The following is a 25297-nucleotide window of genomic DNA, read 5'->3' on the forward strand; positions in this document are numbered from 1 at the left end:
CGAACATGGATTTTTATGAAAGAGAATGACATGAATAAGAAACTGGACAAAAAAAGAAATACAGATTTTTATCTGCTGTATACAGCAGCCTTTCTGGCAGTTGCCCTGGCACTGTATCTCAGATTTTTTACAAACGGGAAATCACTTGTCTGGAGTCATGACGGAGTGCCACAGCATCTGAATTCGCTGGCATATTACGGGAGATATCTGAGACAGGTCCTTTATACATTGTTCATAGAACATAAATTATCTCTGCCATTGTGGGATATGCATATCGGATATGGTTCAGATATACTGACTACTCTGCATTATTATGTGATCGGGGATCCTCTGACCTTGCTGGCGGTGTTTGTTCCTGAATCCAAAACAGAAACATTGTATGCGTTTCTGATCTTTCTGCGTATTTATCTGGCTGGAATCGCATTCAGCAGATACAGCTTTTACCATAAGAATTCAAAACAGGCTACCTTTATGGGAACGATGATTTACATTTTTGCGGGCTGGACGATCTACGCTGCAATGAAGCATCCGTATTTCTCCAATCCGATGATCTATCTGCCTTTGATTCTTCTGGGGATTGATAAGATTTACAAAAAAGAAAAGCCTTATACATTCATCTGGTCCGTTGCCCTGGCAGGCCTTTCTAATTTTTATTTCTTTTATATGCTGGGGATTTTTATGGTTCTCTATGCGGCATTTCGATATTTTGACCTGTTTGCAGACAGGAGCCTTAAGAATATCGGAAAGTGGCTGGGGATTTTTGCGGTATACTCTGTGATTGCAGTGATGATCGCTGCGGTGATCCTTCTTCCTGTGATCATTCCGGTGTTTGGAACAGACCGGTTCGGAGCAGAAAATTATGTACCGCTGTTTTATGACAAAATTTATTACGAAAAATATCTTGGATGTCTGATCGGAGAGAATATGATCCAGTGGGGAGTTGCCGGTTATACGGCAGTGTCCCTTGCGGGTGTTTTTGTGCTGTTCGCGAAGAAAAAGAAATATACAGTGCTCAAAGTAGGATTTGTGCTTCTGAATATCTTTCTGCTGCTTCCGTTTGCCGGTCATGTTCTGAATGGATTTTCCTATGTTTCCAATCGATGGATCTGGGCATATGGAATGCTGATCGCATACATCTTTGTAAAAATATATCCGGAACTGTTTTCGCTTACTCTCAAAGAAAAGCGGAAGGTATTCGTGATGCTTCTGGTCTACTGTGTTCTGGCACTTCTTCCGGAAGCAGCGAGAACGCAGAGAAATCTTATGGCAATGATCCTTCTGACACTTTCTGTGTTTACCGTACTTTCCTATGGAAATATTTTTGTGAGAGAACGAAATCTCTGTCTGATGATCGCAGGCTTTCTGATCGCAGGTATTTTGTTTAACATTGCTTATCAGTATTCCTACGAAAAGGATTATCTTTCAGAATTTACTGACAGCGGTGAGGCGTTGGAAAAGCTGGAGACAGGTGTTGATCTGGCTGTTCTGGACACCGGGGATGATTCCATATACCGTTATGACCAGATGGATGCCGCTTCCAGTGAAAATTCTTCGATGCAGATGGGAACGAACAGTACTGCTTATTATTTCAGTGTTGCGAGTTCAAGCATTGCCAATTTCTTTGATGAAATGTATCTGAATACACCGTGGGAACAGCATTATGACAATCTGGACGGAAGAACCATCCTGGACCGTCTGGCTTCTGTGAAATATTTTGTTGTCAAAAAAGGAGAAGAAGCCTATCTTCCGTATGGCTATTCCAGGCTTTGCGGACAGGCAGAGAAAAAAGGCAAAACCTATCTGGCATATGCAAATGAGGATGCCCTGCCGCTTGGATATACCTATGATTCCTGGATATCAGAAAAAGATTACAGTGAAATGTCTGTGACAGAAAAACAGCAGGCGCTTTTACAGGGCGTGGTCTTAAAGGAGAGCTCTCTTCCGAAGGCAGAACTTAGCTTTAATGATCAGGAAATCCCTTATTATACTTCAGAGGGAAAGGGATGCCGCCTCAAAAACGGCAAGATCATTGTCACATCAGAAAATGCACAGCTTAAGCTGGTATTCGAGGGTGAAGAGAACGCAGAAACTTATCTTGTCGCAGAAGGCCTGGATTACGACGGATTGTCTCCAAGGGAGATGATCAGTGACAAAAAATGGGAAAAAATGACAACTTATGAGCAGAATAAGCTTCTGGAAGAAAATGGCAGATGGCGTTACTGGAAAGAAAGTCAGAAAGCATCCCTCCAGCTCGGAGGGCGTTTTCTCAAAAAATCTATCCGGATCTTTACGGATAAATATAATGCGTACAGCGGCAAGCATAATTTTCTGTGTAATACCGGATATAGCGAAAAGGGCCGTCATACGATCACCCTCACCTTTGAAAATACAGGAGTTTACAGCTTTGACAGCCTTAAGGTATACTCTCAGCCAATGACAGGGATCGACAGGCAGACCAGAAAGCTTAAGGAGGAAGTCCTTACAGATATAAAAACCCAGAATAACGAGATCGGTGGAAAGATTTCTCTTTCTGACAGGAAAGCACTGGTGTTTTCAATCCCATACAGTGAAGGATGGACAGCATATGTTGATGGAGAAAAAACCGAGATACAGGAAGCAAATACCATGTACATGGCACTGGAATTACCAAAGGGAGAGCATGAGATCCGCCTGGTATACAGTACGCCATATCTTAAGACAGGTCTGTGCTTGACTTGCATCGGGGTATTGTGCTACATTGTGTTAGTGCTAATAAACAGAAAGAAAAAGAGGTTTCAAAAATTATGAAAAATATGCTGTCAGTTGTGCTTCCGGCCTATAATGAAGGCCTTATGGTGGGAAAGACCTGCAGGGTCCTTGGGGAAGTACTGAAGGGAGCGGGAATTCCGTATGAACTGGTTCTTGTAAATGATGGCTCCAGTGATAATACCTGGGAAGAAATCCTCAAGGCAGGTCACAAGGATCCGGCAGTGTTAGGCGTTCGTTTTTCCAGAAATTTCGGGAAAGAAGCAGCGGTTTTTGCAGGAATGGCACAGGCATCAGGGGATGTTGTTGCAGTTATGGACTGTGATCTCCAGCATCCGCCGGAAACACTGATAGAAATGTACGATCTCTGGAAACAGGGGTATGAGGTGATCGAGGGTGTCAAGAAAAGTCGTGGAAAAGAAAGCTTTTTTCACAAGGAAAGTGCGGGACTTTTCTATGGAATTATGTCCAAAGCGACAGGAATAGATATGCAGAATGCATCTGATTTCAAGATGATGGACCGTCAGGTTGTAGACAATATCCTTGCTATGCCGGAGAGAAATATGTTCTTTCGTGCAACTTCCTCCTGGGTTGGATTTAAGACGACATCCGTGGAGTTTGAGGTTCACGAAAGAGAGGCGGGAGAGACGAAATGGTCTACCTGGTCTCTTGTCAAATACGCGTTTACAAATATTGTTGCTTTTACAACTCTGCCGCTCCAGTTTGTGACGATCGGAGGAGGAATCTGTTTTCTGGGTTCGCTGATCCTGATTATTTATTCGCTGATACAGTATTTTACCGGACATGCAGTGGAGGGATACACAACCACGCTTCTGGTGCTTCTCCTGATTGGAAGTGCGATCATGCTGAGCCTTGGTATAATAGGATATTATATTGCCAAGATCTATGAGGAAGTCAAGCGCCGTCCGCGTTATATTGTTTCCAGAATCGTGCGGGGCGGTGAGGATGTTTCCGAGACTGTCAGACATGACGGAAGATAGGAGATTATTATTATGAAGAAACTAAAAGCGTTGATTCTGCACTTTTATCAGAATGATGTGATCCGCTATGTGTTCTTTGGAGGATGTACGACCCTTGTGAATCTGGTCTGCTTCTTTGTACTTCGAAAATGCAGAGTGGAACTGAATATTGCAAACCTGATCTCGATCATTACGGCAATCCTGTTTGCCTATGTCGTTAATTCCAGATATGTATTTCAGGATAAATGTGAAACATTTAAGGATCATATTCGTCCGTTCTGTAAATTTATCAGTGCACGTCTGGTGACAATGGTGATAGAGGTCGGAGGCGTGTGGCTTCTTGTCGAAGTGTGCAAAATGAACGATATGGCAGGAAAATTTATCACGCAGTTTATTGTCCTTGCTTTAAATTACATATTCAGTAAATTTTTTGTTTTTACAACAGGAAAAAGTAAAAAATCTGATCTTACAGATTAAAATCAGAAATCGAGGGATTTTAAAATGACATTAGAAGAAACACTTCAGAAAATTCATCCGCTGGATGAAAAAGCAATGGAGATTTCCAGGAAGAGATGGGACAGCATCGCCAAGCCTCTGCATTCACTTGGGAAAATGGAAGATATCATTGTTCAGATTGCCGGAATCACAGGAAGTCCGGATATGAACCTTTCAAAACGTGCACTGGTTGCCATGTGTGCAGATAATGGTGTGGTAGAAGAGGGAGTGACACAGACCGGACAGGAGGTTACTGCAATTGTTGCAGAAAACTTCCTCTCAGGTGCTACCTCCGCCTGTACCATGTGCCGTCAGTGTGGAACAGATGTGTATCCGGTAGATGTCGGAATGGCTGTGGACACAAAGGTTCCGACAGATCTTAAGGTAGCCATGGGAACAAAAAACATGGTAAAAGAACCGGCAATGACAAGAGAAGAGGCAGTAAGAGGAATTGAGGCGGGAATCGAGATGGTATCAAGACTCAAAGCCAGAGGATATGGTCTCATTGCAACCGGTGAGATGGGAATCGGAAATACCACGACCAGCAGCGCAGTGGCAGCTGTTCTCCTTAACCGTCCTGTGGAGGAGATGACAGGACGCGGAGCCGGACTCTCCAGTGAGGGGCTGAACCGTAAGATCACAGCGATCGGAAAAGCGATTGAGAAGCATCAGCCGGATCCGGAAGATCCGATCGATGTCCTTGCAAAGGTCGGAGGGCTTGACATTGCAGGTATGACAGGCGTTTTCCTTGGTGGCGCAGCACTTGGAGTTCCGATTGTGATCGATGGTTTTATTTCCTGCGTTTCAGCACTGATCGCACAGAGGATCTGCCCGGTAGCAGGAGATTATATGATCGCTTCACATGTGTCAAAAGAACCAGCGGCACGTCTGATTCTTACATCCCTTGGCAAAGAAGCTGTACTCCATGGGGATATGTGCCTTGGTGAGGGAAGCGGTGCAGTGGCATTGTTCCCGTTCATTGATATGGGCGTGGCTGTCTATCAGTCTATGAGTACCTTTGATGAGATTCATGTAGAACAGTATGAGGAGCTTGTCTGAGATGATGATTCTTGTAACGGGAGGAAGCGGGAGCGGGAAATCTGCATTTGCCGAAGATCAGGTGGTGGCTTTTGGTGAAGCAGAGAGAATCTATATTGCTACCATGTTTCCTTTTGACGAAGAAAGCAGAAAAAGAGTACAGCGTCATCAGAATATGCGTAAGGGAAAGGGCTTTGAGACCATTGAATGTTATACCGGACTTGAACGGGTGAGGGTGCCGGAGGGAAGTACCGTTCTTCTGGAATGTATGTCAAATCTTGTGGCAAATGAGATGTTCCAGGAAGATGGTGCCCATGAGAGGACGGTTCAGGAAATCCAAAAAGGCGTGAAGTCTCTTCGCGAGCAGGCAGGAAATCTGGTGATCGTCACAAATGAGATTTTTTCTGAGGCGGTTTCCTATGAAGGGGAGACCGGAACCTACCAGGAGTATCTTGGGAAGATCAATCAGGAGCTTGCCCTGCTTGCGGATGAGGTTGTGGAAGTGGTTTACGGAATTCCAATCTATCACAAAAAGAAAAAAGGAGGCGCTTCCGGTGAAGAGTCTGTGGAATAGTTTTAAGATTGCATTTGCCATGTTTTCCAAGATTCCCATGCCTCAGGCAGAATGGACAGAAGAAAATATGCGGTATATGCTGTGCTTTTTTCCGTTTGTAGGAGCGGCAGCCGGCATACTCACACTTGGTGTAAACTGGCTGGGCGAGTACTTCGGCTTTGGTACAGGATTTATGGCAATGGTGCTGATTCTGGTGCCGGTTTTTGTGACCGGTGGAATCCATGTGGATGGACTTTTGGATACCTCGGATGCTTTGAGCTCCTGGAGAGACAGAGAAAAACGTCTGGAGATACTTAAAGATTCTCATGCAGGTGCGTTTGCTGTGATCACAGCGTGCGTGTATTTTCTGGTTTTATATGGCGGGTTCAGCCAGATTGTCGGAAACCGGACAGCGATCGAGATCCTGGCGCTTGGATATATGGTGTCCAGATGTTTTTCAGGAATTGGCGTGATCATGCTGCCGAAAGCCAGCGCAGGCGGAACGGTGGCGGAATTTTCCCGCAAGGCACAGGATAAAACAGTAAGAAATACGCTGATTGTGTATCTTGTGCTTCTGGCTGTCGGAATGATCCTGATCCAGCCGGTCTATGGCGTGGTAATTTTTGTAACTGCTGTGCTTGTCTTTATATTTTATAAACACAAGGCGATGAAATATTTTGGAGGAACGACCGGAGATCTGTCGGGATATTTCCTGTGTCTCTGTGAGGCATGGATGGTGCTTGTCCTGGCAGTCCTGACCGTGGTTTGTCCGATGTAGGAGTGTTGGTTATGGAGATGATGATTGGAGGAGCTTTTCAGGGAAAAAGTGCCCTGGCAGAGAAGAGATACCCGCAGGTGAACTGGATAAACGGAGCGGATGCAGACTGGGAGATGCTTTCCTGTGCAAAGGGTGTTCTGGGGTTTCATGAGTATATCCGAAAAGAAATGAAAGCAGGAAGAAGCGTAGATCAGCTTGCCGAAGATCTGATCCGTGTAAATCCGGATGTGATCCTTGTATCTGATGAAGTTGGCTATGGTGTTGTGCCGATCGATGCATTTGACAGAGCTTACCGTGAAGCGGTGGGAAGGATCTGTACGAAGCTGGCAGATTACAGTCACCGGGTAACGCGAGTTGTCTGTGGAATTGGGACGGTGATCAAGGATGCTTAAGTTATGGCTGATTCGTCATGGGATGACCGAGGGAAACCGCCACCAGAGATACATTGGTGTGACGGACGAACCTCTCTGTGAAGAGGGACGGAATCTTCTTTCAAACGTTACATATCCCAGAGCGCAGGCGCTGTTTGTGAGTCCTCTCAGGCGCTGCAGGGAAACAGCGAGGATTTTGTTTGGAGACCAGGAGCAGAGAGTTATAGAGTTTCTTGCAGAATGTGATTTTGGCGAATTTGAAAACAAAAATTATAAAGAACTGGCGGACAATCCGCATTATCAGGAATGGATTGACAGCAATGGAACCCTTCCTTTCCCGGGAGGAGAGAGCAAGGAGGAATGTGCGGCCAGAAATCTTAAAGGCTTTGAGGAGGTTCTGGAAGTCTTAGGAAATGAAGGAATTACAGAAGCGGCTCTGGTGGTCCACGGCGGTACGATCATGAACATCATGGAGACGTATGCCCTTCCGGAGAAGGCTTTTTATGAATGGCATGTCGGAAATGGCTGTGGCTATGAGGTGGAACTGGAACCGGAGCAGTGGCAAAAGACTGCAAAAAAGTTTCGGCGTGTCAGAAAAATTGATCCATCATTGGAATAAAAACAGAGGATATGATAAGAACAACAGCGACGGAGCAGTGGATTCCGTCGCTGTTTGTGTATATGTGCAAATACAGAAATATACAAAAAGATTTTGATATAAAAAAATATTTTGCATATTATAGTTGAAATAACGAAAAAAGTATGTTAGAGTAATAGTATAAAATATCTAAATCGTGTAGATAATAAACGTTATACGTTGGGACAAATTCACAAGATAAGGAGGGAAATTTTCATGCTGATTGTTGGAAACGGAAGAATGATCACAAGGGATGCATCCTGTGCACTGATTGAGAATGGAGCAGTCGCAATGGATGGAGGCACCATCAAGATGGTGGGGACAACAGATGAAGTAAAGAAAGCATTTCCGGATGCAGAGTTTGTAGATGCACGGGGTGGACTTATCATGCCGGCATTTATCAATGCACATGAGCATATTTACAGTGCATTTGCCAGAGGATTAAGCGTAAACGGATATAACCCACAGGGATTTCTGGATATTCTGGATGGTATGTGGTGGAATATCGACCGTCATCTTACTCTGGAGCAGACGAAGCTCTCTGCATATGCGACCTACATTGATTCGATCAAAAATGGTGTGACAACGGTCTTTGATCATCATGCCAGTTTCGGACATATCACAGGCTCTCTGCATCAGATCGAGGAGGCTGCGAAGGATCTTGGTGTCCGTACCTGTCTGTGCTATGAGATCTCAGACAGAGACGGGATGGAGAAGTCAAAGGAATCCGTGATGGAGAATGTCGATTTTATCAGATATGCACAGCAGGATGACAGTGATATGCTGGCAGCCATGATGGGAATGCATGCTTCCTTTACGATTTCAGATGAGACAATGGCATTGTGCAGGGAACTGAAGCCGGAAGGTGTCGGCTATCATATCCATGTGGCAGAGGGAATCTATGATCTTCATCAGTGCCTTAAGGAACACAGCAAACGAATTGTAGACAGACTGTATGACTGGGATATCCTTGGTCCGAAGACTCTGCTTGGACACTGTATCTATATCAATGAACATGAGATGGATCTGATCAAAGAGACAGATACCATGGTCGTACACAATCCGGAATCCAATATGGGAAATGCCTGCGGATGTCCGCCTACCATGGAACTGGTACATAAGGGAATCCTTACCGGACTTGGAACAGACGGCTATACCCATGATATGATGGAATCCTGGAAGGTGGCCAATATTCTTCACAAGCATCATCTCTGTGATCCGAATGCTGCATGGGGCGAAGTTCCGCAGATGCTTTTTGAAGGAAATGCGAAGATTGCAAACCGCTACTTTAAGAAAGAACTCGGCGTTCTCAGAGAAGGCGCGGCGGCAGATGTGATCGTAGTGGACTATGATCCGCTGACACCTATGCATGAGGGCAATATCAACAGCCATCTGCTGTTTGGAGTAAACGGTGCCATGGTACAGACGACCATCTGTAACGGAAAGATTCTTATGAAAGACCGTGAAGTTCTTGTATGTGATGAGGCAAAGGTCATGGCGGACTGCCGTCAGGCTGCAAAGGAACTCGCAGATGATATCAACAGCTGACAATTATTTCGTATTGTGAAGTTACAGGGAGAAGATAACTATGAGTGATATTATGAAAAGTATTCCATTTGGACAGTTAATGGAATGGATATTGGCAGAACATAAGGCAACGGGACAGGTTTTTGGTATTCAGAAGGCATATGTGGCAGATCTGGAAAAGACAACAGAGATTTTTGGACGAAAACTGGAGAATCCGGTAGGACCGGCAGCCGGACCGCATACACAGCTTGCACAGAATCTTGTGGCAGCTTACTATGCAGGAGCTAGATTTTTTGAGTTAAAGACGGTACAGAAGATGGATGGACCGGAGCTCTCCGCATGTATTCCGAAGCCATGTATCGTGGCAGAAGATGAGGCATATAACTGCGAATGGTCCACAGAGCTTTATGTTCCACAGGCGATGGAAGAGTATATCAAGGGATGGATGGCACTTCATGTAATCTCCAAAGAATTCGGACTTGGAAGCCCGGATGGATTCCAGTTCAATATGTCCTGTGGATACAATCTTGAAGGAATCAAGGATAAGAAGATTGATGATTTTATTGAGGGAATGAAGGATGCCCGTGATACAGAGATTTTCAGAGAATGCAGGACATGGCTTCTTGAGCATATCGCTCTCTTTGAACATGTGACCAGAGAGGATATCGAGGCTATTCCATCCGAAATCTGTAATTCCATTACACTTTCTACCATGCATGGATGTCCTCCACAGGAGATTGAGAACATCGTTATGTATCTCCTTCGGGAAAAACACATCAACACCTATGTAAAATGCAATCCGACGCTTCTTGGATATGAGTTTGTGCGTAAGGCAATGGATGATCTTGGATATGATTATATGGCATTTACAGATTTCCATTTCAAGGACGATCTACAGTATGAGGACGCAGTTCCGATGCTTAGACGCCTCAAAGAAGTGGCTGCACAGGAAGGACTTTCCTTCGGTGTGAAACTGACCAATACCTTCCCGGTGGATATCAAGAGACAGGAACTTCCGGGAGAAGAGATGTACATGTCCGGTAAGGCACTGTTCCCGCTTTCTATCACAGTAGCTGCACGTCTTGCAGAATCCTTTGACGGAGAACTTCCGATGTCCTTCTCAGGCGGTGCAGATCAGAAGAACATTGATCAGATCGTGGGCTGCGGCATCTGGCCAGTTACAGTGGCAACCGTTCTTCTCAAACCGGGCGGCTATAAATGGATGACCCGTATCGCAGAAAAGGCAGATGAATGCCAGACCGAAAAGGGTGGAAAGGTCAATGTAGAAGAAGTGAAGAAGCTGGCAGCAGACGCACTTGGAAACGCAAACTACAAAAAGGGTACAAAGAAAGCCGGAAAGAGAATGGAAGAGAAATCTCCGCTTCTTGACTGCCTTAAAAAGAAAGATGCACCGGAAAACAAAGAATTTACAGCACATAGACGTGTCTGCGGAAACTGCGTGGATGTATGTCCGAACCGTGCGAATGTTCTGATCGAAGTACCGGAGATGGAACTTCTGCAGATCCTTCATGTCGATTATATGTGCAATGAGTGCGGCAACTGTCGTTCTTTCTGCCAGTATGCAGGAGCACCATACAAAGACAAATTTACATTATTTGCGACAGAAGAGGACATGAAGGACAGTACAAACAACGGCTTTGTCGTACTTGATGCAGAGAAGAAAGAAGTCAGAGTAAGAGTTGCAGATAAAGAAGAAACTGTAAAGGCAGATCAGCCATCCGGCATCCTGACGGAGGGACTGTCAAAGCTTATCTGTGCCGTAATCAATAAATATGCTTACCTGTTAGGGTAATACCAGGGGATTTCAGCTTCCGTTTCTGCCTTAGGGCTGACGGAGGCTGATACCCGTCAGAACAGGAAAGGAGAATCCACTATGGCAGTATTTAAAGTAAACGGGCAGAGTGTCTGCCCGGAAAAAAATCAGAAGCTCATAAGATTCTTAAGAGATGAGCTTCATCTGACATCTGTAAAAGACGGATGCAGTGAGGGAGCATGTGGAGCCTGTACAGTGATCATCGATGGAAAAACCTGCAAGGCATGTGTCCCGGATACCGACTCTCTGAATGGGAAAGAAATCATAACAGTAGAAGGCCTGACAGAATGGGAGGCAAAGGTATACACCTATGCATATGGAAAGGCCGGAGCAGTTCAGTGTGGATTCTGCATTCCTGGAATGGTAATGTGTACGAAAGCACTTCTTGACGAAAATATGGAACCTTCCGATGATGAGATCCGATATGCACTGCGCAATAACTATTGCCGCTGTACAGGATATGTAAAGATCATGGATGCTGTTCGTCTGGCTGCAAAGATTTTAAGATCAGGTGAGCTTCCGGATGACGGAGATTCGAACTGGACACTTGGAAACTGCGTAGCAAGGATCGATGTAGAAGAGAAAGTTCTGGGTTATGGAAAATATCCGGATGATTATTATCTGGATGGAATGCTTCACGGCGTGGCTCTCAGAAGTAAATATGCACGTGCAAGGGTTCTTTCCGTTGACACGTCTAAAGCAAAAGCTTTTCCGGGCGTGGAAGCAGTGGTGACAGCAGAAGATATTCCGGGAGAAAATAAAATCGGTCATCTGAAGCATGACCAGTATACGCTGATCCCGGTTGGCGGTCTTGTGCATTATCTTGGCGATGCGATTGCACTGGTGGCGGCCAAAGACCGTGAAACGGCAGAAAAGGCTGTGAAGCTTATCAAGGTAGAGTACGAAGTACTTCCTCATGTGCATACGACCACACAAGCAGCTGCACCGGATGCACCAAAGGTTTTTGACGAAGAAGAAAACAATATCTGTGCACATAAACACATCAGCAGAGGAAATGCAGAGGAAGCAATCCGAAATGCAAGACATGTGCTCTCAAAGCATTTTGAGACACCCTGGACGGAGCATGCGTTTCTGGAGCCGGAATGTGCAGTGGCTTTCTATGATGAAGATGGAGATATTTTTGTTTATTCTACAGATCAGTCTGCACATCAGACACTCCATGAATGCTCGCTGCTTCTTGGAACTGACAAAGTAAAAGTTCAGAATGCACTGGTAGGCGGCGGTTTTGGCGGTAAGGAAGATATGACAGTGCAGCATCTGGCATCTCTTCTCACCTATGTAACGAAGAAACCTGTGAAGATGAAACTGACCAGAGCAGAATCCCTCCTTGTTCATCCGAAACGCCATCCGTTCTCCATGGATATGACCATGGGATGTGATGAGGACGGAAATATTATGGGAGTAAAAGCAGTAGTAGTTTCAGATACAGGAGCTTTTGCTTCACTGGGCGGTCCGGTACTGGAACGTGCATGCACTCATGCGGCAGGTCCGTACCATTATGAAAATTTTGAGATTGAGGGAACCGCGTACTATACAAACAATCCACCGGCAGGAGCTTTCCGTGGATTTGGTGTAACACAGACCTGTTTTGCGACAGAAACTCTCCTGAATATGATGGCCGACAAAGTTGGCATCACACCGTGGGAGATTCGTTATCGTAATGCGATCCGTCCGGGAGAGGTTCTTCCGAATGGGCAGATCGTAGATGAATCGACCGGACTTATTGAGACACTGGAAGCAGTTAAGGAAGACTATGATGCTGCAATGGCAGCAGGAAAACCAGTCGGAATCGGCTGTGCCATGAAAAATGCCGGTGTAGGTGTTGGTATCCCGGATACGGGCCGCGTGAAGCTGATCGTCGAGGATGATGAGAAGCTGCATATCTATTCCGGAGCATCCTGTATCGGTCAGGGACTTGGAACGGTTCTTGTGCAGATGGTGGTTACAAACACGGATCTTACGCATGAGGATATCGTATATGAGAGAAGCAATACCTGGATCGCTCCAGATTCCGGAACAACTTCCGGTTCCAGACAGACTATGATCACAGGAGAGGCCTGCCGAAGAGCCTGTGAGAAACTGATGGAAGACCGGCGAAAGGGCAAAGAGCTTAAGGATATGAAGGGAATCGTATATTACGGAGAGTATCTGGCAAAGACAGATCCGCTTGGAGCAAATGTACCAAATCCGGTATCTCATGTGGCATATGGATATGCGACACAGATGTGCATTCTGGATCCGAAAACCGGTAAACTGGAGCAACTGGTTGCCGCACATGATGTAGGCAAGGCTGTCAATCCATTGTCCTGTGAGGGTCAGATCGAGGGCGGAGTTGTTATGTCCATGGGATTTGCACTGAGAGAACAGTATCCGATCGACGAAAACTGTAAACCAATACAGAAGTATGGTTCTCTTGGACTGTTCCGTTCCCATGAGGTTCCGAAGATCAAAGCGATCGTTGTTGACAAGCCGGGACTGAATGTGGCCTGTGGAGCAATTGGTATCGGTGAGATCACGTCGATCCCGACAGCACCGGCCATTGCTGATGCATATTTCAGATATGATGGAATCCGCAGATATGAGCTTCCGCTTGCCGGTACACCATACGAAAGGAAGGGTTGATTATGGCAGTCAAAAAGAAATTTCCATACAGGGCAGCCCTTGTAGCCTGTAACGGTGGATGCAGGGCGGTGAAAGGAGAAACAGGCTGCAGTGACGGCTGTATCGGCTGTGGTGCCTGTGTCGAAGCATGTAAATTAGATGCAATCTCCATCAATGAGTATGGAGTGGCAGAAGTGGATGAATCCAAATGTATCGCCTGCAAAAAATGTGTCAAAGCCTGTCCGCAGCAGATCATTCATATCCATGAATGTGCAAACTATATTGTAGTCAAATGCTCCAACAAGAGTAAGGGGGCAGAGGCGAAAAAGCAGTGTGAAGTAAGCTGTATAGGATGCGGGATCTGTGAGAAAACCTGTACTGCAGGAGCAGTCGGAGTAACGGACAATTGTGCAGTGATAGATGAGGAGCTCTGCTTAAGCTGTGGTATGTGTTCTGTAAAATGCCCGCGTGGCGTGATCCATGATCAGCGGGGAATCTTTACGCCTGTACGGTAAATACTAAGATATAAAAGTCTGAAAATTATCAAAAGAGATTGCAAACATGCTGTAGAATATGTTACAATCAGAGTATCTGATAGGTTGCTGTGAATGAAATAAACAGTAATCCTGATAAACAGAATACCTGAAGTGGAAAATAGCATGGTTCGGAGCCGGACGTGAGTTCAGAGGGGAACAGAGAAGTTTCTTGGAACTCAACCGGCTCTTTTTATAGCAGCTGATTTTTCAGAAAACAGGGGAAAAGCTTCTGATTTGTGAATAAAATGAGGGCAGGTGAAAGGTTATGATAGGAAAAAGCGTTCCGCGTGTAGACGCGTATGAAAAGGTGACCGGCAGAGCCAAATTTACAGAGGATCTGATACCGCAGGGGTGTCTGACTGCAAAAATACTGCATGCATCTATCGGAAATGGTATCGTAACCTCTATTGACACAAAAGCGGCAGAAGCGCTGGAGGGTGTCGTGAAGGTTGTGACCTTCAAAGACGTACCGGATCATTGTTATCCGACACCGGGACATCCATGGTCAGTAGAGCCGGCACATCAGGATGTGGCAGACAGAAATCTTCTTACAGGCCGGGTGCGTTATTATGGAGATGATATTGCAGCAGTTATTGCAGAGGATGAGATCACGGCATCACGGGCATTGAAACTGATCCGGGTAGAATATGAGGAATATCCGGTAGAGATCCATCCCCGAAAATCCATGCAGGGAAGTAATCCGCCGATCCACTTCGATAAGAAAGACAATGTACTGGCACGTTCCAATTATATGGTCGGGGATGTGGAGAAAGGAATGAAAGAATCTGAAACGATCGTGCGTGGAACTTATAAGACACCGATTGTTCAGCACTGTCATATTGAGAATCCGATCTCCTATGCCTACATGGAAAAAGGCAGGGTTGTGGTAGTGACTTCCACACAGATTCCTCATATCGTCCGTCGAGTGATCGGCCAGGCACTGGGAATTCCGTGGGGCCGTGTTCGTGTGATCAAGCCATACATCGGAGGCGGTTTCGGAAATAAGCAGGATGTTCTCTATGAGCCTCTGAATGCCTTTTTGACCACGCAGGTGGGCGGCAGACCGGTCAAACTGGATATCAGCAGGGAAGAAACCTTCTGCAACACCAGAACCCGTCATTCCATCGAATTTGATCTTGCAGCGGGTGTGGATAAGGAGGGCAGGCTTCTTGCCAAGGATATGCATTCTTACTCGAATCAGGGTGCTTATGCCTCTCATGGTCATGCGATCGCAGCGAACGGACTGACCTCCTGGCGTCTGCAGTATGCCTGTCCGAACATCCGGGGAGAAGCCTATACGGTCTACACCAATACACCGGTTGCCGGTGCAATGCGCGGATATGGAATACCTCAGGTATGCTTTGCGATAGAATGCTTTATGGATGATGTTGCAAATGCGATTCATATGGATCCCCTCGAATTTCGTCGTAAAAACCTGATCCGGGGCTATTATGAAGATATTTATCTGAAACCGATCGCGGCAAATTCAAACGGTATATTTGAATGCCTCAAAAAAGGCGCAGACTATATTCGCTGGGATGAAAAACGCAAAGAATATGCCGGTCAGAGCGGGTCTATCCGAAGAGGTGTCGGTATGGCACTGTTCTCTTATAAGACAGGTGTCTGGCCGATCTCTCTGGAAATATCAGGAGCAAGACTTTCGCTGAACCAGGATGGAAGCGTGCAGGTGATCCTTGGAGCCACAGAGATCGGACAGGGAGCAGATACCGTATTCTCCCAGATGGTTGCAGAAACACTTCAGACAGATATGGAGCATGTACATATCATGTCCACGCAGGATACGGATATTTCGCCATTTGATACCGGTGCATATGCGTCCAGACAGACGTTTGTGACAGGAACGGCAGTCCGTCATTGTGCAGAGATCCTCCGTGATAAGATCCTCGCCTATGCCAAAACACTGCTTCCGGACATTGATACCACAGAACTTGAGCTTAGGGATAACTGGATCTGGGCAGGAGGGGAGAGAGCGATCTCTCTTTCAGCACTGGCAGAGGAGAGTTATTACAGCCTGACGAATTCCTCTGTGCTGACCGCAGAAGTCTCGGAACAGGTGAAAAGAAATACCATTGCGACCGGCTGCTGTTTTGCAGAGGTTGAGGTAGATCTTAAACTCGGAAAGATTAAGATCCTTCATATCATCAATGTGCATGACAGCGGGAAACTTATAAATCCACAGCTTGCCGAGATGCAGGTGCAGGGCGGTATGTCCATGGGTATGGGATATGGCATCAGCGAGCAGCTGCTCCTGGATGAGAAGACGGGACGTCCGCTGAATGGAAATCTTCTGGACTACAAGATGATGACCATGCTCGATACTCCGGAGATCAAAGTAGATTTTGTGGAACTGAATGATCCGATCGGACCATATGGAAATAAGGCCTTAGGTGAGCCGCCGGCAATTCCGTGTGCACCGGCAATCCGAAATGCTGTCCTGCATGCGACAGGAATTGCATTCAACGAGAATCCACTGACACCGCAGAAACTGATCGATGGTTTTCGGAAACATGGGCTGATCGCAGCGGACAGCAGATAATATCTGAGAGGAGAAAGCTTGCTATGTATGATATTGAAAATTATTATAACGCAAAATCCGTTTCAGAAGCCATAGCGCTTCTTACAGAACATCCGGATGCAAGAATCATCTCGGGAGGAAGTGATGTTCTGATCAAGATCCGTGAGGGAAAAATGGCAGGTTCCTCCCTGGTGTCGATCCGTGACATTGAAGAAATCAAAGGAGTCGAAAAGAAAGATTCCGGAGATATTTATATAGGTGCAGGAACTGTATTTTCTCATATTACGGCAGACCCTGTTATTCAGGAGTGTATTCCTGTGCTTGGGGAAGCGGTAGATCAGGTCGGAGGTCCGCAGATCCGAAACATAGGTACGATCGGAGGAAATATCTGCAATGGCGCGGTCAGTGCTGACAGTGTGCCGACGGTTTTTTCCTATAATGCTCTTCTTAAGATAGCTAATGCCGAGGGAGGAAGGACAGTGCCGGTCAGAGAGTTTTATCTCGGACCGGGACGTGTTGACCTTCATCCGGGAGAGGTCCTGACGCATGTGATCATTCCGCGTGCCGAGTATGAGGGATATCACGGACATTACATCAAGTATTCGATGAGGAATGCTATGGATATCGCAACTTTAAGCTGCAGCGTAGTCAGCAGGATAGATTCTGCCAAAAATATCCTGGAAGATGTGCGTATCACCTTTGGTGTAGCTGCACCGGTTCCGTACCGCTGTGTGGAAACTGAGGAACTGCTTAAGGGGCAGAAGCCTGGAGAGGAGTTATATCAGAAGCTGGAAGACAGTATCCGAAAAGAAATCCATCCAAGAGATTCCTGGAGAGCATCGAGGGATTTCAGGCTTCAGATTGGCGGAGAGATCGCACGCCGGGCACTGATCCAAACGGTAAAACTTGCAGGTGTACCTGCGAAAGATCAGGGAGGTGAGGAAGCATGAAAAGAGAGAAAGTACTGGTAGAATGTACTGTAAACGGAAAAGAAGTGGCAGAATACGTCGATCCGAGAGAATCACTTCTCGATATGCTGAGAAACCGTCTGGGTCTTACTTCGGTAAAAAAAGGCTGTGAGGTGGGCGAGTGTGGTGCCTGTACGGTCATTATAGATGGCGAAACCATAGATTCCTGTATTTATCTTGCTGTCTGGGCAGAGGGCAAAAACATTCGCACTCTGGAAGGGCTGGAAAAAAACGGTGAGATCACCAGGATTCAGGAAGCCTTTATCGAAGAAGGTGCCATTCAGTGCGGTTTCTGTACACCGGGATTTATCATGTCCGCGACGGTGCTTCTTGAGCAGGGAAAAGAACTGACCAGAGAAGAAATCCGTAAAAAAATGTCCGGAAATCTCTGCCGCTGTACCGGTTACCAGAATATTGTCAATGCGGTAGAAAAAGTTATGCATGAGAATGCAGAGAAGGGAATATAAAAACATGGAACATAAAACAAAATTAATCGTCCGCGGCGGAGGTGATCTTGCCAGCGGGGTGATTCACAGACTGTACAGATGTGGATATCAGGTGCTGGTGCTGGAATGCAGAAGGCCAAGTGCGATCCGCAGAGAGGTTTCCTTTGGAGAGGCGGTCTACGATGGTACATCCTGCGTGGAAGGCGTGACAGGAAGACGGATCACGGAGGTCAGCGAATGCCAGAACGTCTGGGACAATGGCGAGATTCCGGTTCTCATCGATGAGAGTGGAGAGACAGTGAGAGAACTAAGACCGGATGCACTGATCGATGCGATCCTCGCCAAAAAAAATCTCGGAACGACAAGAGAGATGGCTCCTCTTACCGTGGCTCTGGGACCGGGATTTGAAGCCGGAAAGGACGTAGATTTTGTTATAGAAACGCAGAGAGGTCATGATCTTGCAAGAATTATCTCCGCAGGACCGGCAGCACCAAATACAGGAGTTCCCGGTGTGATCGCCGGATATGGCAAAGAGCGTGTGATCCACTCCCCGGCAGCAGGGAACATGCATAACTACTCCGAGATCGGTGATATTGTACAAAAAGAGCAGATCATTGCGATGGTCGATGAAACACCGGTGAGAGCCTCTCTGACAGGAGTGCTCCGGGGCATCCTCCGTGATGGCTATAAGGTGCCGGAGGGAATGAAGATTGCGGATATCGATCCGCGCAGGGAACAGAAGAAAAACTGCAATACCATCTCAGACAAGGCCCGCTGCATTGCCGGAAGCGTAGTGGAAGTATTGCTGGCGAACGGAGTTCTGCCGTGATGCAAAAAAACCTTCTGGAAGCATTGGCAATCGATGCAGAGACAACTTCTGTAATCGCTGTAGTCGGCGGTGGCGGCAAGACAAGCCTGATTTTTCGGTTGATGGAAGAATTTGTTGCCGGTGGAAAAAAGGTGATCGTGACAACGACCACACATATGGCTTATGAACCTGACCGCCCGTTTGCGGAAGATGGAGATACAGATAAGATCTGTGATCAACTGAAGAATTTCGGCTATACTGTGGCAGCTGGTCTGAATCGCAGCAAAGGAAAAATCGGCTGTCTTCCGGAAGAGAAATTGCCGAAAATTAAGAGGCTGTGTGATGTTCTTCTGATCGAGGCAGACGGGGCAAAACGTCTGCCGCTCAAGGTACCGGGAGAGTGGGAACCGGTGATCCCAGAGTTTGTGGATCTGGTCATCGGAGTCGTTGGTATGGATGCACTCGGAGAGCCGATCCGGAAGACCTGCCACAGGCCGGAGAAAGTCGCAGCTTTCCTCAGAAAAGGAATGGAAGAGACAGTTGCAGAAGATGATATCGTGAAAATCGCAGTTTCTGAAGAAGCACTGAGGAAATGCGTGGGTGAGCGAAAATATCGAATCCTGCTGAATAAAGCGGATCTTTCGGGAAAAGATAACATAGCAGAGTATATTGCAGGAACATTGGAAGAATACGGAGTTTACACAGCCTGGGGAAGCCTTAAAAAGAAAGAATATCATCATACCTTTGATCTTTCACTTATTATGCTTGCTGCAGGAAACAGCCGCCGTTTCGGCTCCAACAAATTGCTGTACGAAATTGATGGAGTGCCGATGTATCTGCGGACACTTAAGAAGCTTCAGACAGCAGCCAGGGAATTTAAAAACTGTGAGATCATAGTTGTTACCCAGTACGAAGAGATTGCATCCAAAGCACAAGAATCAGGAGCCCAGGTTCTGATTAATCCACACCCGGAACGTGGTATATCCTCCTCCATGCAGATCGGACTTGTCGCCGCAAAGGAATCATCGGCATGCCTTTTTACTGTATCCGACCAGCCCTGGCTCACTGCAGAGACCATCGTTAACCTGGTGTACAAATTCCAATCAGAACAAAAAGGAATGGCCTGTACCATCCTTAACAACAAAACCGGAAACCCCTGCATTTTCTCCCGGAAATATTATCAGGAACTGATGAAGATTACAGGAGACAAAGGCGGCAAACAGATCATAAACAGACATCCTGACGATGTGGTGTACCTTGAGATTAAAGATGCAAGAGAGCTTGTAGACATAGACACGCTATGAAAAATCGGGATCGTTGAAATCTCAGCGACCGTAAGGATATAAAAAGACCATGTAAAAGTGCAGAATGTTCCGAAATTTAAACATATACTGCAAGCCTCTTACATGGTCTTTTCTTATGTAATTCTTATTTCTTTGCCCCGGTCTTCTTTGCCGGTTTTTTAATAAATCCGTGTTTCTCAGCGTCCTCCTCAGCAAGACGTACTGTCTCCTCGGAAGGGTTGGAGATCACAGCTGAAAAAATAATCTCACATGGCGGGTTTTCCTTAACTGCCTGTACAGCAGCAGTAACTGCGGATACATCGCCGGTCATAAAAACAGTTTCGTGTCCGCCGCATTTACCGTTCCAGGTAAGGAAGGATACATCGGCGGTCTTCAGCATCTGGTCGATCACGATCACTGCATTGCTGCTTCCGACAACTTCCACTAATCCAAATGCTCCATATCTCATAACAGAATCCTCATTTCATTATAGTATTTAACGATCATATTACTTATTTGCGGTCATGTACATTGCCGGTTCTGTGTCATGAGCCGGGGATGCGATCACCGTGTGGGAAACAATCTTGGCAATTGGTTCTGCAGTGTGGAGAGCAGCATCCATTGCGGCATTTACATCAGAGACAGAACCACGCATCTTCACGCAGGCACCTGCACCAAGACGGTTACGCTCAATGTTCTGAATCCTTACATTTGCTGCTTTGGAAGCAGCATCCAGTGCTACGAAGCAGGCAGCAAAACTGTCGAGTTCAAAAATCCCTACTGCCATGCCATTATAATTCTCGCCCATAATACCTCCATCCATTCTAAAAGGAATGTTCTGTTTCGATTTGCTACCATCTATTATACCTGCTTTCCTGACAAAAAACAAGTCGAAATATGTTTTTTGTGGTTTTTCTCTTAATTATCGTGTGGTTTTGTGATTAAAAATAAAACAAAAATACTGTATTTGTGTTGATTTTTGAAATATACAGAATCGGGAGTCTTTTCTGGTGAAGTCAAAACGGCCACAGAAGCAATGGACTGGAGGGGAAATGCTTCTGTGGCCGCTGGCCTTTTGGATTAAATATGAATCTTGGTACCGGTTTTGCCCTGGATACCGTCTTTTGCTTTTTCGAGAAGCGTGATCATAGCTGTGCGTTCTGGTTTGGAGGAAGCGAAGTCCATGGCAGCCTGTACCTTAGGGAGCATGGAGCCTGGTGCGAACTGACCTTCCTCGACATATTTCTGAGCTTCTTCTACAGTCATGTCGTCCAGCCATTTCTCGTTTTCCTTGCCGAAGTTTACGGCAACCTTTTCAACAGCGGTGAGGATGATCAACATGTCTGCATCCAGTTCCTTGGCAAGCAGACAGCTTGCAAAATCTTTGTCGATAACGGCAGAAGCACCTTTGAGATGGTCTCCCTGAAGAGTAACTGGGATTCCGCCGCCGCCGCAGCAGATTACAATCTTGTTTGCATCGACAAGACTGTTGATCGCATCCTGTTCAACGATCTCAACCGGTTTCGGAGAAGCAACAACACGGCGGTAACCGCGTCCTGCATCTTCTTTCATGACATAGCCATATGCTTTTTCGGCATGTTCAGCCTGTTCTTTTGTCATAAAGTGACCGATTGGCTTGCTTGGGTTCTGGAAAGCAGGGTCGTTTTCGTCTACACGTACCTGTGTGACAACAGTAACAACCGGTGTACGCATAAATCCGCGTTTGCGAAGTTCTTCACGGAGTGCATTCTGCAGGTCATATCCGATATAGGCCTGGCTCATGGCAACACAGACGGAGAGAGGTGTATTTGGCTGATTTTCATCTTCTCTGGAAAGAGCAGCCATGGCATTGTTGATCATACCAACCTGTGGTCCGTTTCCGTGAACTACAACTACCTGATGGCCTTCTTCAATGAGGTCACACAGTGCTTTTGCTGTAGTTTTTACTGCCTGCATCTGTTCCGGAAGAGTGTTGCCCAGTGCATTTCCGCCGAGAGCAATGACGATTCTTTTTCTTTTATACATTGTAAAAACCTCCTGAAATACATAAATTAACAAACAATATAAGAAAAAACAAGAAATAGTCTCATATATTGGAAAACAGAAAGAGCCTTGCAGAACATATCCGCAGGGCTCCTAATCTGTTTATTTCATATGAGAAAGAACCTTCTCATATTTATAGCCTGGCGTTGTAAACAACCTGTATTTTATTCGAAAATTCTCGGAGCAGCTTTTACTTCCAGTTTTTTCAGGATATCCTGTGGTTTTTCGAATTTGGAGAGCATGATCATAGCTGCGATCACATATGGTTTGAAGCTTGCTTCTTTGTAAAGCGGGATTCTGTAACGATCGAATACGGATGCATCAACCTCACCTGTCTCACAGCTTACACCAGTGATGTCAGCCGGCAGGCAGTGCAGATACAGAGCTTTTCCGTCTTTTGTTGTCTTCATAAGCTCTTCTGTGCAAGCCCAGTCTTTGTGCTCTGCGTTCTGAGCAAGAAGTTCTTTTTCCAGTTTGTCGATTCCGTCGAAGTCACCGTCAGCATACAGGTTTGTACGTTTTTCCATAGCTGCAAATGGAGCCCAGCTCTTTGGATATACGATATCAGCATCTTTGAATGCTTCTTCCATGCTGTTTGTCTTTGTGAAGGATCCGCCTGTAGCTTCAGCGTTCTTCTTAGCGATTTCTTCAACTTCCGGCATTACATCATATCCTTCCGGATGAGCCAGAACAACGTCCATACCGAAACGTGTCATCAGACCGATAACGCCCTGCGGAACGGAGAGTGGTTTGCCATAAGATGGAGAGTAAGCCCATGTCATAGCAAGTTTTTTGCCTTTAAGGTTTTCAACACCGCCGAATTCGTGGATGATATGAAGCATATCAGCCATACACTGTGTCGGATGGTCAACGTCGCACTGAAGGTTTACAAGAGTAGGTCTCTGCTCAAGGATACCATCGTTGTTTCCTTCTGTAACTGCGTCCATGAATTCTTTCTGGTAAGCATGTCCTTTACCGATGTACATATCATCACGGATACCGATTACATCAGCCATGAAGGATACCATGTTAGCTGTTTCACGAACAGTTTCGCCATGAGCGATCTGGGATTTTTTCTCGTCGAGATCCTGAACTTCAAGGCCAAGCAGGTTGCAGGCAGAAGCGAAAGAGAAGCGGGTACGTGTGGAGTTGTCACGGAAGATGGAGATTCCAAGGCCGCTCTCGAATACTTTAGTGGAGATATTGTTTTCTCTCATGAAACGGAGAGCATCAGCTACTGTGAATACTGCTTCGAGTTCTTCGTCTGTTTTGTCCCATGTCCAGAAGAAGTCGTTGTTGTACATTTCTTTGAAGTTTAAGCTGTTGAGTTTGTCGATGTAATCCTGTAAAGTTTTCATGTTTTTCTCCTTTTTATATGGGAAGTGTATGACTGATGTGTATGTGGGACGTGTGCGGTAATCAAATATATATGACATGTGTCCGAATCAAATATTTCAACGGAGACGCGTTTGCACTTACTTCGACTGGCAGCGGTACATAAGGGATTAAAAAACAATCCCTAAGTACCGGCCGTCTCAGATCATCTCCTTATGAAATATTTATTCGCCACATTGTGCTGTGATATCTGTAAAAGTGCACACGGTATATACACAGCCTCCAGTCAACAGCTTCCTGGTAGTGCGGTTATAGTTTTTTAGTTTTGTAATTAGTCTAGTCGATAACTTTCTGATCTGACAGTGTATTACTACTGTGCTTTTAGCCCCAAGGGTGTGCAGAGGGAGCGGGGCTTCGCTCCCTTTGCAGGTTTACTTGCAATAAGAAGCAGGAAGAGCAGCGTAAACAGCAGCGCATCTTACGAGGTCGATCTTCCATGTCTTCTCGTTCGGAGCGTGTGCCTGAGCTTCTGCGCCAGGTCCGAAGCCGATGCATGGAATTCCGTTACGTCCCATGATGGATACGCCGTTTGTGGAGAATGTCCATTTGTCAGTAAGTGGACGGGCTTTTCTCATCTCTTCTGTCTCAGCGTTTCCAAGACGGGTTTCACCGTACAGGTTCTTGTAAGCATCTTCAAGAGCTTTTGTTACTTTGTGATCTTTCGGGATAGCCCATGTCGGGAAGTAGCATTCGATCTCGTATTTGCATCCTGTGTAGGACGGACGGTCATAGTTGTACATGGATACAACAACATCATCGCCATATTTCTGAACGCTTGGAAGAGCACGGATCTCATCCAGGCAGCTTTCCCATGTTTCTCCGAATGTCATACGACGGTCAAGAGATACTGCACAGGAGTCGGCTACTGCACAGCGGCTAGGAGAGGTGTAGAAGATCTGGGATACGGTTACAGTACCGCGTCCAAGGAAACGAGCTTCTTCCCAGTCCGGATTGAATTTCGGGTTGAGCATTTTAACAAGACCTTTGATCTCTGTCTCATCAGCATCGTCGTTCTCGTTGAGGGAACGTACGTCCTGAAGAATGTCAGCCATTTTGTAGATTGCGTTGTCACCACGCTCCGGAGCGGAACCGTGGCAGGAAACACCCTTAACATCGATGCGGATTTCCATACGTCCACGCTGTCCTCTGTAGATACCGCCGTCTGTAGGCTCTGTGGAAACTACGAATTCCGGACGGATCTTGTCTTCGTTGATGATGTACTGCCAGCAGAGACCATCACAGTCTTCTTCCTGAACAGTTCCGACTACCATAACCTTGCAGCCTTCCGGGATCAGATCCATGTCTTTCATGATCTTTGCACCGTATACAGCAGATACGATACCGCCGCACTGGTCAGATACACCACGTCCTCCGATCTCTTCTTCAGTCTCGTATCCTTCGTATGGATCAAAGTTCCAGTTTTCGATATTACCGATACCAACAGTGTCGATGTGAGCGTCGAAAGCGATGATCTTGTCGCCGGTTCCCATATAACCGATTACGTTACCCTGTGGGTCGATCACAACTTCGTCAAAGCCCAGTTTTTTCATTTCAGCTTCGATTGTCTCGATGTGTTTTCTTTCGTCGCAGCTTTCGCCAGGATTTTTAACGATCGCTCTTAAGAATCGGGTCATGTCCTCCTGATAATTCTGAGCTGCTTCTTTGATTTTACAGTAATCCATTTTAAAGTTCCTCCCATGTA

General features: G+C 46.1%; 21 protein-coding genes and 1 pseudogene. 17 read left to right on the forward strand and 5 right to left on the reverse strand.

The features are described from left to right. Window positions 1-30: 30 nt before the first annotated feature. The 17 genes and pseudogenes from GT674_RS03220 to yqeC all read left to right on the forward strand — a co-directional run bounded on the left by GT674_RS03220 (window position 31) and on the right by yqeC (window position 20178). On the forward strand, window positions 31-2787 hold the full coding sequence (locus GT674_RS03220) for a YfhO family protein (protein WP_161284390.1): 2757 nt from the start codon (window positions 31-33) through the stop codon (window positions 2785-2787). After that, a complete protein-coding gene (locus tag GT674_RS03225; protein ID WP_161284391.1) occupies window positions 2784-3746 on the forward strand; it encodes a glycosyltransferase family 2 protein in 963 nt (320 codons plus the stop codon). The genes GT674_RS03220 and GT674_RS03225 overlap by 4 nt, the downstream gene beginning before the upstream one ends. A 12-nt stretch (window positions 3747-3758) precedes the next feature. Continuing rightward, window positions 3759-4202: a GtrA family protein gene (locus tag GT674_RS03230; protein ID WP_161284392.1), complete on the forward strand. Its 444-nt coding sequence runs from the start codon at window positions 3759-3761 to the stop codon at window positions 4200-4202. A gap of 24 nt (window positions 4203-4226) precedes the next feature. Beyond that, window positions 4227-5279 carry a nicotinate-nucleotide--dimethylbenzimidazole phosphoribosyltransferase gene (gene cobT / locus GT674_RS03235; protein WP_161284393.1) on the forward strand — a complete coding sequence of 351 codons (1053 nt, stop codon included), beginning with the start codon at window positions 4227-4229 and terminating at the stop codon, window positions 5277-5279. Between the two features lies 1 nt (window position 5280). Further along, the gene (locus GT674_RS03240) at window positions 5281-5832 is read left to right on the forward strand and encodes a bifunctional adenosylcobinamide kinase/adenosylcobinamide-phosphate guanylyltransferase (RefSeq protein ID WP_161284394.1); all 552 of its coding nucleotides are present in this window, start codon (window positions 5281-5283) and stop codon (window positions 5830-5832) included. Beyond that, on the forward strand, window positions 5813-6589 hold the full coding sequence (gene cobS / locus GT674_RS03245; protein ID WP_161284395.1) for an adenosylcobinamide-GDP ribazoletransferase: 777 nt from the start codon (window positions 5813-5815) through the stop codon (window positions 6587-6589). Before GT674_RS03240 ends, cobS begins: the two co-directional genes overlap by 20 nt. An 11-nt stretch (window positions 6590-6600) precedes the next feature. Continuing rightward, complete coding sequence (locus GT674_RS03250; RefSeq protein ID WP_161284396.1) at window positions 6601-6981, forward strand: bifunctional adenosylcobinamide kinase/adenosylcobinamide-phosphate guanylyltransferase; 381 nt, start codon at window positions 6601-6603, stop codon at window positions 6979-6981. Continuing rightward, window positions 6974-7579, forward strand: a complete 606-nt coding sequence (locus GT674_RS03255; protein ID WP_161284397.1) for a histidine phosphatase family protein — start codon at window positions 6974-6976, stop codon at window positions 7577-7579. Before GT674_RS03250 ends, GT674_RS03255 begins: the two co-directional genes overlap by 8 nt. A 234-nt stretch (window positions 7580-7813) precedes the next feature. Then, window positions 7814-9145, forward strand: coding sequence for a putative aminohydrolase SsnA (ssnA, locus tag GT674_RS03260; protein WP_161284398.1), 1332 nt, complete (start codon window positions 7814-7816; stop codon window positions 9143-9145). A gap of 40 nt (window positions 9146-9185) precedes the next feature. Next, window positions 9186-10562: pseudogene (locus tag GT674_RS03265) on the forward strand (selenate reductase); the annotation flags it as partial. Between the two features lie 456 nt (window positions 10563-11018). After that, window positions 11019-13601 carry a selenium-dependent xanthine dehydrogenase gene (gene xdh / locus GT674_RS03270; RefSeq protein ID WP_161284400.1) on the forward strand — a complete coding sequence of 861 codons (2583 nt, stop codon included), beginning with the start codon at window positions 11019-11021 and terminating at the stop codon, window positions 13599-13601. A 2-nt stretch (window positions 13602-13603) separates the two neighbouring features. Beyond that, window positions 13604-14095, forward strand: coding sequence for a 4Fe-4S binding protein (locus tag GT674_RS03275; protein WP_161284401.1), 492 nt, complete (start codon window positions 13604-13606; stop codon window positions 14093-14095). A 286-nt stretch (window positions 14096-14381) separates the two neighbouring features. Beyond that, complete coding sequence (gene xdhA, locus GT674_RS03280) at window positions 14382-16673, forward strand: xanthine dehydrogenase subunit XdhA (protein WP_161284402.1); 2292 nt, start codon at window positions 14382-14384, stop codon at window positions 16671-16673. A 23-nt stretch (window positions 16674-16696) separates the two neighbouring features. Then, window positions 16697-17602: a xanthine dehydrogenase subunit XdhB gene (xdhB, locus tag GT674_RS03285; RefSeq protein WP_161284403.1), complete on the forward strand. Its 906-nt coding sequence runs from the start codon at window positions 16697-16699 to the stop codon at window positions 17600-17602. Further along, window positions 17599-18087, forward strand: a complete 489-nt coding sequence (xdhC, locus tag GT674_RS03290; RefSeq protein WP_161284404.1) for a xanthine dehydrogenase subunit XdhC — start codon at window positions 17599-17601, stop codon at window positions 18085-18087. Before xdhB ends, xdhC begins: the two co-directional genes overlap by 4 nt. 4 nt (window positions 18088-18091) lie before the next feature. Next, on the forward strand, window positions 18092-18895 hold the full coding sequence (yqeB, locus tag GT674_RS03295; protein ID WP_161284405.1) for a selenium-dependent molybdenum cofactor biosynthesis protein YqeB: 804 nt from the start codon (window positions 18092-18094) through the stop codon (window positions 18893-18895). Further along, a complete protein-coding gene (gene yqeC, locus GT674_RS03300) occupies window positions 18895-20178 on the forward strand; it encodes a selenium cofactor biosynthesis protein YqeC (RefSeq protein WP_243149047.1) in 1284 nt (427 codons plus the stop codon). The genes yqeB and yqeC overlap by 1 nt, the downstream gene beginning before the upstream one ends. 124 nt (window positions 20179-20302) lie before the next feature. On the opposite strand, the gene GT674_RS03305 is transcribed toward yqeC, so the two are convergent. From GT674_RS03305 to GT674_RS03325, 5 genes are all read right to left on the reverse strand, one after another. After that, on the reverse strand, window positions 20303-20626 hold the full coding sequence (locus GT674_RS03305) for a BMC domain-containing protein (RefSeq protein WP_161284407.1): 324 nt from the start codon (window positions 20624-20626) through the stop codon (window positions 20303-20305). A 39-nt stretch (window positions 20627-20665) separates the two neighbouring features. Then, window positions 20666-20965, reverse strand: a complete 300-nt coding sequence (locus GT674_RS03310; protein WP_161284408.1) for a BMC domain-containing protein — start codon at window positions 20963-20965, stop codon at window positions 20666-20668. Between the two features lie 272 nt (window positions 20966-21237). Further along, the gene (gene arcC, locus GT674_RS03315) at window positions 21238-22182 is read right to left on the reverse strand and encodes a carbamate kinase (RefSeq protein ID WP_161284409.1); all 945 of its coding nucleotides are present in this window, start codon (window positions 22180-22182) and stop codon (window positions 21238-21240) included. 182 nt (window positions 22183-22364) lie between these two features. Continuing rightward, on the reverse strand, window positions 22365-23558 hold the full coding sequence (gene ygeW, locus GT674_RS03320; protein ID WP_161284410.1) for a knotted carbamoyltransferase YgeW: 1194 nt from the start codon (window positions 23556-23558) through the stop codon (window positions 22365-22367). Between the two features lie 408 nt (window positions 23559-23966). After that, on the reverse strand, window positions 23967-25277 hold the full coding sequence (locus GT674_RS03325) for a YgeY family selenium metabolism-linked hydrolase (RefSeq protein WP_161284411.1): 1311 nt from the start codon (window positions 25275-25277) through the stop codon (window positions 23967-23969). Between the last annotated feature and the right edge of the window lie 20 nt (window positions 25278-25297).

The sequence above is a fragment of the Blautia sp. BIOML-A1 genome (assembly GCF_009883055.1).
Taxonomy (GTDB): domain Bacteria; phylum Bacillota; class Clostridia; order Lachnospirales; family Lachnospiraceae; genus Blautia_A.